The organism is Bacillus sp. 05T22, from assembly GCF_056396765.1.
Window position 1 is genome coordinate 61483 of record NZ_JBFTMC010000001.1, and the last position, 11092, is coordinate 72574.

Consider the following 11092-nt stretch of genomic DNA (forward strand, 5'->3'; position numbering starts at 1 on the left):
AATTATAGTACATTGTTAAACAAATTCTGTATACGTTTTCTTCTATATTCTAAAAAACGGGGCACATCACCCCGTTTTTTTACAACCGCAACTTCCACCAGATCCACAACCGCCTCCGCATCCACCTGCATCAAAAAACGGATTTCCAGTAGGAACTTTAATAGCAGATGATACTTCGGAACCAATTGCTACACTGACTTCATCTAATAGTTTTTGCAAAGCATTTTCCGCTTTTTTAAAAGCAGCTATCTTTTCATGTAAATCTACAGAACGTTTTAATTCTCGCATATTTTTCGAAACGAAAGTATAATCAGGATGATATTTTCCAAAGCGTTGCACTTCTTCATATCGCTCTTTCATTGCTGTAAATTGACTAATTAATGTTTGAGCTTCCAAATCTTCCTGTAACGCCTTATAACATTCTCGATAACCTTTTGCTATATCTGAACAGACAATCGCCTTTGCAAGCTGTTCTGCCTCGTCTAATATCATTACGCTTTCAAGCGTCGCTACAATCATGAGAGACACCTCCGAGTATCCATCATAACACATTTAGAACAGAACTACTAATTTGAATATCCCATCTGAATATAAAGTAAAAAGTCCGATTACCGAAAACCATCATCCGTCATAATTTCTTATACGCAAATATGCTCCGCGATATTATATCGTAGTACGTCCCAGCTTCCATTTTCCTCTTTTACATAACTAATGCAGGCATTTTTCAATGGAGTTTTAAATGTAATTTCATCAGGGGAGATTGCATTTAAAATTGCTTTTATCGCATGTGAATGTGCAACGATAATAACGCGCTTACCTGCATGTACTTGCGCAACATCTTGCAATGCAGCAAAGCAACGATTTACAATCTCTTCATCTGTCTCCATACCTTCGACATTTCCCTCTGCAATCAGCTCTCTAACTGTGGAAACGGGTTTCCCTGAAGCTTCGCCAAAATTCCGTTCAACAAACCGCTCATCAAGAAGAATAGAATGTATTCCAACAGCGTTGCTAATCACCTGAGCTGTTTCCTGCGCTCTAATTAAGGGACTGCTGATAATCACATCCCATGTGTCCAATTGCAACGCAGCTGCACTTTGACTTGCTTGCTTTTTCCCAACTTCATTAAGTGGAATGTCTTCACGCCCTTGAATAATCTCTTGAAAATTCCAATCAGTTTGTCCATGTCGTACTAAACAAATTTCCGTCATGCTATAACTCCTTTTTTCAATAATTCTTTTCTATTGTAACAAAAGTTTCGCATGACGGACATAGTTTCCCCTTCCAATTACGTTGCATTTTGCTGCTTCATATATTGAAACATGTCAATCATAATAGAAGCAACCGCCAATTGATTTTGAAATTTTGCAACTTTGTCCGGGATTGTCTTTTTATAATACTGTAAAGCAGCTAATTCAAATGCCTCCTTTTCCTCCGGATTACGTGATAATTTTCGATACCAATGGGGTTGTTCACGAATATAACGCCCTAAATCTTCATCAGCTTTTATAAATTCCATAAGCTCTGCCCTCATCCTCTTTCCTCCTAATCTTTTCGAAAGAAAAATGGGTTGTTTTCAGAAGTTCTTTGCTCAGGTTGTGTACGATTCTCTTGAAATTGCTGAATAACCTGTTGCACACTCCCAATCGCACTCGTTACATTAGCTAGATGTTGCTGCATTTGCTCTGCATCTAATTTTTTTAAAAAAGAAAGCATTTGTCCCATCAAATCGACGGCTTTTTCATCATTGTTTTCTTGAGCTGGAGAAGAAATCGTTTCTCCATCTGCTTTATATACCTTCCACATTTCATCCTGTTCTCCAAGTAAATACCATTCCTCATAAAATTGTTGCCATGTTTTTTCACCATTTCGAACTTCATGAACCATTTTAGGGTGATGGTTTACAAACTCTTTAAACTGTTGAACAGAAGGATGTAATGGTCCTTTTGTTTTTGTCATAATCCTCACCTCTTCAGATGTATCTACTATATTGTAAGAAAAAAAAGGCGCATGGTTCGCCTATTTTTAAACGATTCATGCACCTTTTCCTATTTTCTAATGAAATTTTGAGTATAAAATTTATCGAAGACTCCAACACCTAGTCCAGTAAATTGTTCATTTAGCAAATTTTTCCGATGTCCTTCACTATTCAACCAACCTTGTACTGCAGCGATCCCATCAGTATGCTGTGCTGCTATATTTTCACCTGCAAGTTGAAATGCGACTTGACCACGTTGTAATCGATCTCCTAAAGTCCCAAATTCCGGCGAATCATGCGAAAAATAATTATTCTCTTTCATATCCTTGCTATGCCCAAAAGCCACTTCAGCTGTTTGTTGATCCCATGTTAGTAACGGTAGTTGATGACGACTACGAATAATATTCGTCAAATCTAGAATTTGTTGCATATTTCCATGTTCTATTTGTGTCATTTTCTCTGGAGTAATTGGCTGCTCCGCCCCTAACTCTCCAGAATAAACAAGCTGATACGGCCTTTGTCGAAGCAATGTCTCATCATCCATATACCGAATTCCGACAAGTTTATGTGTGAATCGATCAAAGTATAACTGCGCCCAACCATCTTCTTCTATCGAAACAAGTGGTTGTTCTGCAATTTCAGTATCAGATAATTCAAATTGATAGCTGTTCCTTCCTTTTTTCAAAGAAATTTCATGTGAGAATGGATTTTTTTTATAGACATCTTCATATTTTTCATCCATACGAAATGGAACTACATCCACTTTATTACCAGCAACATAAGCTGTTACAATTTTATGTTCTGCAACACCAAACTGCACATATTGTGATAAATCTTGATTATAAATCCACCATTCGTAACCATACGCAGAAGGTTCGATTCGAGCTGGCTCACCCCATTTTGCTAATAAACTTTCCGAATCGCCTCCTATTAATTGGGAGATTGTCTCTGGAAATCCTTCATTTATCTGTTTCTTTTTCTTAACAATCTTATGTTCCTGCTTAGAATGAGATGGCTGTAATATATATTGCGAAACGAGTAATTTCCCGTATAAATCAATAGCTAAAATAAAAACCGTAATCATTACGATACGTAATAATTTCTTCAAACAATATACCTCCTGGTCAAACATAAAATTGAGATATACACAAATGCCTGTCTTCCCTTTTGTGTGTACCGCACTATTTTCACTATATCATATTTTAATAAAAAAAGCCGTGATTCTCCCTTTTCTCTCAATATGAATTGCGATTTCTCATTATTCATACTATTATAAAATTAAAGGTTTTCAAATAAAGATAAGGAGGTATTCCATGCAATTTACAAATTCAAAACTTATAGGGGCGACCATTGATTTTACACTGCTCACGGAAGTTATGCAAAATCAACGTTTTGTACTTGCTGGACAGTGGGATTATGAGCGAGTTACATATGACTATAAATTTGAAATATTGAAGGATGTATATTACTTACGGATACAAGGCTTTGCGGTAGAAGGTGAAATCGGAGGACGCCATGCACAAGTTAAATTACTTCCACCATTGTTAGGAAAACATTATTATCCACATGGCGTTGAATATGGTGAGAATGAAGTTTTCCCTACAAACGTAATCCAAAAAAGCGAACAACTCTTGCAAAATATTGAAAAAAAACTGAAGGAATTTGCAGTTATAGAATAGTAAAGAAGGTGTATCCATGTGATACACCTTCTTTATTTTGGTTGCAAATAAGGAGGCACTTCCTGTAGTTGCTCCTCATCTTTTTTACGTTCTTTACGTGCCCATTTAAAAAACACATAGCCAATAATTGTACCATACACTATTTCCTGGACAATTTTCATAATGATACCGCCTGTTTGTTGATCTTGCACAATCGGCATCCAATGTAAAAATTCTGGTCCGGTTATGTTTAAATCACCCAATGTTCCCGCAGGTACACAGAGCTCCATCGCTTTCATCCACGCACTCGGATCCGTATATGTAGCAAACAACGATTCACTAGCAAATATGATTAGCGCACAAGCTGGTGTCAATAATACACCGTTCGCAAACATGTAACCAATTTTCTTTATTTCACTTAATGTTTGATACTCCGGTAATGGATTTAGCATAGGCCACCACATCATCATTGCTGTAAAAAATAAAACAGCAAGAAAAATAGGATGAGCAACTTGATTTTGCTTTACAGCATCAAAAACAACAGGCAAATGATAAATAGAAAATAATCCATTAAATACAAACAGAGCAATAAGCGGTTTTGTAAACATAGTCAATATCACTTGGATAAAACGGAAAGAGGTAATATATGTGTATAACCAAACTGGAATCCCCAATAACAATAATGGTGGTACAGCGATGTACATCACTGCCATTTCAAACATATGTGCACTAAATACAATATGTCCAAGTAAATCAATAGGCCCACCTTTTACAAGATACAACAGGATAATCCCAGTCGTAAAATAAAACATTTGCTTTTTATTTACCTTTTCTGCATTTTCGAGCCGATTTCTATACGGCCCGATAATAAGAAAGTAACAGATAAGGATAGACACCATAAAAAGTAAAAAGATCGGGCTCCATAAAGCTTGAAAACCAAATATCCATAAGTTGCCCATTTTACACCCACCCTTTCAATATGAACTCCTTACCCTCATAGGAAAAAGGGAGCGAAGATAACTTCAAGCTCCCTATCCTTTACTTTTTAAACCCAAACAATTGTCATAAAAGCTAAAATGGTTAACAACCCTATCAATAATCCAGAATATAAGAAAAAGGTTGCTGCTTCATGTCCCTTATGACTCATATGCATGAAATAATACAATTGAAATATTACTTGAACAACAGCTAATAGTAAAATAAATGGTACAGAGAAAAGAGGACTAAATGTTTTCGGATAAGCGACTGCCACAAAAGCTACAATCGTTAAGAAAATCATTAGACCAAATGTAATCACTTGATGTCTCATTTCCTCAGCACTTTTTTTTCTACGATAAACAAGATCTACTTTTGAGTTACTTGTATTTGTTTGCTTTATCGCCATTGTTTATCCCACCATTCCCATCAAGTATACTACAGTGAAAATAAACACCCAAACTACATCAATAAAGTGCCAGTAAATAGATGCGACGTAAAACTTTGGAGCATTATATAAATTCAGCCCGCGCTTCGCATTCCGAAAAACTAATGTTAAGATCCATAATAATCCGAACAATACGTGTAATCCATGAGTTCCAACAAGCGCATAAAACGCTGAACCAAATGCACTACTTCTCATCGTATGTTTGAATTCGTGTGTATAATGATAAAATTCATAAATCTCAAACCCTAAAAACCCTAATCCTAATAATACTGTAACAAGTAACCAAAGCTGCATTTGCTTAAAGTTAAAGTTCTTCATATGATACATCGCATACACGCTTGTTAAACTACTTGTTAACAAAAGCATCGTCATAATAAAGACAAGTGGCATTTGAAACATTTCTTGAGAAGTGGGGCCACCGTTTGTAGAATTTTTTAACGCTAAATATGTGCCAAATAAGGAAGCGAACAATACAGTTTCGCCTCCAAGAAATAGCCAAAATCCAACAAACTTATTTTTCCCCTCAAGGGTTGCTTTTTCAGGCTCTGCTGGAAACGTTTCATTTGTTAATTTTTCCTCTACATGCATTACGCTGTGCCCCCCTTGTCATCTAAATCTTCTTTATGAATATGATAACCATGATCATCAATTACTGAACGTAAGAACATTGCACCAAATGTAATGATAAGTCCAATAATTGCAACCAATAACCAAAACTTATCTTTCCCACCTTGCATGTACATCGCACCAAATGCTGCTATAAATAATCCAAGAGATATAACAAATGGTGAAAATGAAGAGTTTGGCATATGAATATCACTAACAGGCTCTGCTGGTGTTATTTCTTTATTCCCTTCACGTTTTTCAATCCAGAACGGATCTAATCCGCGAACGAATGGTAATTGTTTAAAATTGTATTCTGGTGTAGGTGCAGGCATTGTCCATTCTAATGTACGAGCATCCCACGGATCGCGGCCAGCTTTCTCTTTAGACAACGATGTTTTCACAACATTAAATAACAGAACAATCGTTCCTAGCCCCATAAATACAGCACCAATCGAACTAATTAAGTTCCCCGTTTCTAATCCTTGGCCTGGTAAATACGTAAAGTAGCGACGTGGCATACCAATTAAACCAAGGAAATGCTGGATAAAGAATGTTAAATGGAAGCCGATAAAGAACAACCAAAATGTTATTTTCCCCAAGGTTTCATTTAATACTTTGTTAAACATAAGTGGCCAATAATAATGTGCACCTGCTAATAGTCCAAATACAACTCCACCAACGATTACGTAGTGAAAATGCGCCACAACGAAATAGTTATCATGGAATTGATAGTCAGCTGGAGCCGAGGCAAGCATGACCCCTGTTACACCACCCATTACAAATGATGGAATAAAAGCAACAGCCCACATCATTGGCGTTGTAAACCTGATACTTCCACCCCACATTGTAAAGAGCCAGTTAAATATTTTAATACCAGTCGGAACTGCAATTGCCATTGTTGCAACTGAGAAAATAGCGTTCGCAACAGGTCCAAGACCAACTGTAAACATATGATGCGCCCATACCATAAATCCTAAAAATCCAATTAACACCGTTGCAAATACCATAGATGAGTAACCAAATAGTCGTTTTTTAGAGAATGTAGCGAAAATTTCTGAGAATATTCCGAAAGCTGGAAGGATAAGAATATACACTTCTGGGTGACCGAAGATCCAGAATAAATGTTCCCATATAATCGTGTTCCCCCCTAAAGCTGGGTTAAAGAAACTTGTGCCAAATAAGCGATCTAACATAAGTAGTGCTAATCCCACTGTTAATGGTGGGAAAGCAAATAAAATAAGTGAAGAAGTTACAAATGTTGTCCATGTAAACATTGGCATACGCATATATGTCATTCCAGGTGCACGCATATTAATAATTGTGACAAGGAAGTTAATACCACCAATCAGTGTACCTATACCTGATATTTGTAACCCTAGTACATAAAAATCAACACCATGTCCTTTAGAAGCAAGGGATAACGATGCATAAGATGTCCACCCTGCATCAGGTGCCCCTCCTAAAAACCAACTTAAGTTTAAAAATACTCCACCGAAGAAAAATAACCAAAATCCAAGTGAATTTAAAAATGGAAACGCCACATCCCGTGCCCCAATTTGAAGTGGTACAGCGGCGTTCATAAATGCAAACACGAGCGGCATAGCTGCGAGGAAAATCATTGTTGTACCGTGCRTCGTTAATACTTGGTTATAAGCATCCCCAACAAGAAAAGCATTGTTTGGAATCGCTAATTGAAGACGGATAAATAATGCCTCTATTCCGCCAATKATAAAAAACAATCCACCTGCAATTAAATAGAGAATGGCAATTTTTTTATGGTCTACTGTCGTCAAATAATCCCATATAACAGCACCCATCCCCTGTTTTTTTGCTACAGAACTCACGTTTTCAACCTCCCCTTCGCAAATAATCCCTCTTTACTTCTCAACTTTTAACGTTTTCAAATATGCATTTAATGCGTCTACTTGATCATCCGTTAAGTTGCCATATTTACCAGTCATTTTATTTCCTGGCTTCATATTTTCAGGATCCTTTAACCATTTTTTTACGTTTTCTTCATTATTTTCAGCAATGCCGGCAACCATATCGCGATCAGCAAAGTTTGCTAGGTTTGGTGCGATACGTGCAGAAGGTGGTCTACTATCATTTGATCCAGTTGCATGACAACCAATACAGCTTTTGTTGAATATTTCTTGACCTTCTTGTTCTTTTGGAGAAGAAACTTCCTTCTTACCATCAAGTTTCTTCATATCAGCAATCCAATCTTTGTACTCGCTTTCATCAAGAGCCTTTACTTTAAATTGCATTAAAGAATGTGATGGGCCACAAAATTCTGTACAAAAACCATTATAAGTGCCTGATTTATCTGCCTTTAACCACATTTTATTGACATTATCCGTATTCGTATCCATTTTCCCAGCTAAAGATGGGACCCAAAACGAATGTTTAATGTCAGCACCTTTCAAATTCAAATATACTTTTTTACCTGTGGGGATAACTAGGTCTTGTGAAGTTACTATTTTTTCTGATTTGTAAGAAAATTCCCACCAATAAAGATTCGCTGTTACATCAACAACGATTGTGTCTTTATCAATATTCTTTTTCTCCATCGCACTTACATCAGCAAGTTTGAATGTATATGTAACAGTTGGAACAGCCAATATCAGCAAAAGAATAATCGGAATGACTGTCCATATAATTTCTAGTTTGTGATTTCCTTCAACTTGCTTTGGGATATAATCTTCTTGACCCTTCTTTTGTCGGAAACGCACAATTACATACAAGAAAATAATAGTAACTACAAGTACGACACCTACCATAATTGCACTTGCTAACAAGAGTAAATCATATTGCATTTTTGCTACTTCACCTTGCGGAATTAAAGTAGATTGAAAGGCTTTACCGCATCCCCCTAACAGTAAAGCCAGCAGTGAAACGAATGAAAGCAGTCGCCACTGTTTCTTCATACAAACAACCCCCACTTTCTTTGTGAATTAGATTGTACTTTATTTATAGTAAGTAAAGTAAATCTCAACGTAAAGAAATCCCCTCATGTCGTTGTCTTAGAAGAATGTAACTACAATCATTGACACAAATAAGATTGTCAAGTAATTCAAGGAGTAGACAAACATTTGTACGGACCATTTTATGTCATCCTTCTTACGGAATCCATAGAATCCTAATACGATCCATCCAATGTTAAGCAATGTTGCAATTACCATAAATGTTACTCCCAGTCCACTCATATAAAATGGTAGTGGTAATAAACATACTGTCCAAATCATGATTTGACGTTTTGTAATATCAAATCCATGTACAACAGGAAGCATGGGAATACCTGCATTTCGATATTCATCAACACGTTTCATCGCTAACGCGAGGAAATGTGGGATTTGCCAAATAAACATAATTAAAAATAGCATCCAAGCAATTGGATGATCTAAACTAGGATCAACTGCTGCCCAACCAATTAAAGGTGGAACTGCTCCAGATACACTACCTACTACTGTATTTAGTGTATATGCTCGTTTTGTCCATAATGAATACAAAACAACGTATGTGACAGCACCGATGAAACCTATAATTGCTGCCATTGGTGTTGTAAATAACAAGAATACAAAACCAAGAAGCAATAAAGTCATACCTAATGTTAACGCAAAACTAGGTTTATATTTTCCTGTTACTGTCGGACGATTTTTTGTCCGTTCCATTAAGTGATCGATATCCCGATCAATATAGTTATTCAAGCTACATGATCCTGCCATAATTAAAGCCGAGCCGACAATTGTAAAGAACATTTTATCCAAATGGTTCACAGCATTTAATCCATTAAAGTGTAAAGCCAACCAAAATCCTGTAAATACCGTAAGTGTATTCGAGTTTACAATCCCCATCTTAACGAGCGCTAATAAATCTTGTACACGTGTTGTTTCCGGCACATTTGTTATAGCTGACTCATCATGCAGCTCACTTGTTGCATGGTTCATCATTTCAACCCCCTCTTAAAACTTTCATCCTTCTTTCGCGTCTTTACTTTACAAAAGTATTACGCTTCTATATAGCAATATTATTACAGTAGAAATGTTGTTTTCTCACTCTACTACTAATCTACGCTCATACTCGAGTATATTAAATCATATTTCCCTAACAATTTGTGAAGAAAACGTGAACTTTTTGTGTCGAATGACAAAAAAGTTTCTCCCATTACTTCCTAATCATAACATGAGGTTACCTTCTATAATAAACTATTTTGTCATATTTAGCATATATTCTTCCCATTTCTTTTTATAATAGAAATAACTTCTCCTAAAATATGTAATTTAAACCCCGTTTTTTTCTTATTTCAAACTCTTTATCCCCCTTCTCCATTTCTTTGCTATTTTATTATTTTTTATATATCATAGGACTGTAGCGCGTTTTGTTCTATAAAATTGATGGAATGAAAATATTTCGCAATAACTTCATACAGAAAGATGGTGAAACAGATTGCAACGCTTTATTAAATGGTTAGCAGTCATTACAAGCCTCGACTTACTAGGGGTTTTATTAGGAGGGGCTTTAGTTACAAAAACAGGTTCAGGTCAAGGATGCGGTAAATCTTGGCCACTTTGTAATGGTGAACTCGTTCCCTCTAATCTATCAATGGAAACGATTATTGAACTAAGTCACCGCTTAACATCAGGATCGGCAGGAATTCTCGTTACACTTCTTTGTATCCTATCCTGGAAATATTATAAACATGTACGTGAAACAAAAACGCTAGCTGTTTTATCTTTCGTATTTTTAGTGGCACAAGCACTCATGGGAGCTGCCGCAGTTGTTTGGGGACAAGTACCTGCTGTATTAGCTATTCATTTTGGTATTTCCTTAATTTCGTTTGCTTCTGTCATTTTACTAACGTGCCTTATTTTTGAAATCGACAAAAAATTCGATGCACGTTCTCTCATTATGGACAAAAAAATGAAATTTCATATTTACGGTGTAACAATTTACAGTTATATTGTCGTCTATACAGGAGCTTTAGTACGTCACGAGCGTGCAAGTTTAGCTTGTCCAGACTTTCCACTTTGTAGTAAAAACAGACCATGGCCTACTCAATTGCATGAATGGGTTCAAATGGGACACAGGGTTGCCGCAATATTAATATTTGCTTGGATCCTATACGCAATGATTGTTGCTATTCGTCACTATAAACAGCACCGGGTTGTATATTGGGGATGGATTATCTCATTTATTCTCGTTACACTTCAAGCAATTGTTGGTATTTTAGTCGTTTATACTAATGCAAGTTTATCAATGGCATTGTTACATTCACTCTTTATTTCTTGTCTCTTTGCTGTATTATGCTATTTAGTCATGTTAGGTACACGAAGCACAGCAAATGCAAAAGAGGCACACCCATCAACTACAACGCAAAATAAACAATCGTTTTAATAACTTGCCACTGTGGCAAGTTATTATTTTTAT

Annotated in this window: 13 protein-coding genes; 2 read left to right on the top strand and 11 right to left on the bottom strand. The window is 36.3% G+C overall.

All coding sequences use genetic code 11. From position 1 onward, the window contains the following. Positions 1–66: 66 nt before the first annotated feature. From AC1DIT_RS00305 to AC1DIT_RS00325, 5 genes are all read right to left on the bottom strand, one after another. A complete protein-coding gene (locus AC1DIT_RS00305) occupies positions 67–519 on the bottom strand; it encodes a YlbF/YmcA family competence regulator (RefSeq protein WP_003199733.1) in 453 nt (150 codons plus the stop codon). A gap of 119 nt (positions 520–638) precedes the next feature. After that, positions 639–1211, bottom strand: coding sequence for a histidine phosphatase family protein (locus AC1DIT_RS00310; protein WP_016116053.1), 573 nt, complete (start codon positions 1209–1211; stop codon positions 639–641). 77 nt (positions 1212–1288) lie between these two features. Then, positions 1289–1534, bottom strand: coding sequence for a YlbE-like family protein (locus AC1DIT_RS00315; protein ID WP_006095792.1), 246 nt, complete (start codon positions 1532–1534; stop codon positions 1289–1291). A gap of 11 nt (positions 1535–1545) precedes the next feature. After that, entirely contained in the window at positions 1546–1959 is a 414-nt protein-coding gene (locus AC1DIT_RS00320) for a YlbD family protein (protein ID WP_016131895.1), read from the bottom strand. An 89-nt stretch (positions 1960–2048) separates the two neighbouring features. Then, complete coding sequence (locus AC1DIT_RS00325; RefSeq protein ID WP_016116055.1) at positions 2049–3086, bottom strand: CAP domain-containing protein; 1038 nt, start codon at positions 3084–3086, stop codon at positions 2049–2051. A gap of 205 nt (positions 3087–3291) precedes the next feature. Between AC1DIT_RS00325 and AC1DIT_RS00330 the strand changes: the two genes are divergently transcribed. Further along, the gene (locus AC1DIT_RS00330; RefSeq protein ID WP_003199722.1) at positions 3292–3657 is read left to right on the top strand and encodes a YugN family protein; all 366 of its coding nucleotides are present in this window, start codon (positions 3292–3294) and stop codon (positions 3655–3657) included. Between the two features lie 32 nt (positions 3658–3689). On the opposite strand, the gene ctaG is transcribed toward AC1DIT_RS00330, so the two are convergent. The 6 genes from ctaG to cyoE all read right to left on the bottom strand — a co-directional run bounded on the left by ctaG (position 3690) and on the right by cyoE (position 9612). Next, the gene (gene ctaG / locus AC1DIT_RS00335; protein WP_016116056.1) at positions 3690–4595 is read right to left on the bottom strand and encodes a cytochrome c oxidase assembly factor CtaG; all 906 of its coding nucleotides are present in this window, start codon (positions 4593–4595) and stop codon (positions 3690–3692) included. Positions 4596–4681: 86 nt separating this feature from the next. After that, entirely contained in the window at positions 4682–5020 is a 339-nt protein-coding gene (gene ctaF, locus AC1DIT_RS00340; protein WP_003199718.1) for a cytochrome c oxidase subunit IVB, read from the bottom strand. Between the two features lie 3 nt (positions 5021–5023). Beyond that, the gene (gene ctaE / locus AC1DIT_RS00345; protein WP_003199716.1) at positions 5024–5647 is read right to left on the bottom strand and encodes a cytochrome c oxidase subunit III; all 624 of its coding nucleotides are present in this window, start codon (positions 5645–5647) and stop codon (positions 5024–5026) included. Beyond that, positions 5647–7482, bottom strand: coding sequence for a cytochrome c oxidase subunit I (ctaD, locus tag AC1DIT_RS00350; RefSeq protein WP_476998003.1), 1836 nt, complete (start codon positions 7480–7482; stop codon positions 5647–5649). The genes ctaE and ctaD overlap by 1 nt, the downstream gene beginning before the upstream one ends. Positions 7483–7542: 60 nt before the next feature. After that, positions 7543–8592, bottom strand: coding sequence for a cytochrome c oxidase subunit II (gene coxB / locus AC1DIT_RS00355; protein ID WP_016116058.1), 1050 nt, complete (start codon positions 8590–8592; stop codon positions 7543–7545). 96 nt (positions 8593–8688) lie between these two features. After that, entirely contained in the window at positions 8689–9612 is a 924-nt protein-coding gene (gene cyoE, locus AC1DIT_RS00360) for a heme o synthase (protein ID WP_016116059.1), read from the bottom strand. Between the two features lie 499 nt (positions 9613–10111). Here cyoE and AC1DIT_RS00365 point away from each other — a divergent pair, with 499 nt between their 5' ends. Next, positions 10112–11059, top strand: a complete 948-nt coding sequence (locus tag AC1DIT_RS00365; protein WP_016116060.1) for a COX15/CtaA family protein — start codon at positions 10112–10114, stop codon at positions 11057–11059. Positions 11060–11092 lie beyond the last annotated feature (33 nt).

What these genes read in the sequence shown, in the direction of transcription:
- AC1DIT_RS00305 (WP_003199733.1), bottom strand. Translation starts at nt 519, where the DNA reads ATGATTGTAGCGACGCTTGAAAGCGTAATGATATTAGACGAGGCAGAA.
- AC1DIT_RS00310 (WP_016116053.1), bottom strand. Translation starts at nt 1,211, where the DNA reads ATGACGGAAATTTGTTTAGTACGACATGGACAAACTGATTGGAATTTT.
- AC1DIT_RS00315 (WP_006095792.1), bottom strand. Translation starts at nt 1,534, where the DNA reads ATGAGGGCAGAGCTTATGGAATTTATAAAAGCTGATGAAGATTTAGGG.
- AC1DIT_RS00320 (WP_016131895.1), bottom strand. Translation starts at nt 1,959, where the DNA reads ATGACAAAAACAAAAGGACCATTACATCCTTCTGTTCAACAGTTTAAA.
- AC1DIT_RS00330 (WP_003199722.1), top strand. Translation starts at nt 3,292, where the DNA reads ATGCAATTTACAAATTCAAAACTTATAGGGGCGACCATTGATTTTACA.
- ctaG (WP_016116056.1), bottom strand. Translation starts at nt 4,595, where the DNA reads ATGGGCAACTTATGGATATTTGGTTTTCAAGCTTTATGGAGCCCGATC.
- ctaF (WP_003199718.1), bottom strand. Translation starts at nt 5,020, where the DNA reads ATGGCGATAAAGCAAACAAATACAAGTAACTCAAAAGTAGATCTTGTT.
- ctaE (WP_003199716.1), bottom strand. Translation starts at nt 5,647, where the DNA reads ATGCATGTAGAGGAAAAATTAACAAATGAAACGTTTCCAGCAGAGCCT.
- coxB (WP_016116058.1), bottom strand. Translation starts at nt 8,592, where the DNA reads ATGAAGAAACAGTGGCGACTGCTTTCATTCGTTTCACTGCTGGCTTTA.
- cyoE (WP_016116059.1), bottom strand. Translation starts at nt 9,612, where the DNA reads ATGAACCATGCAACAAGTGAGCTGCATGATGAGTCAGCTATAACAAAT.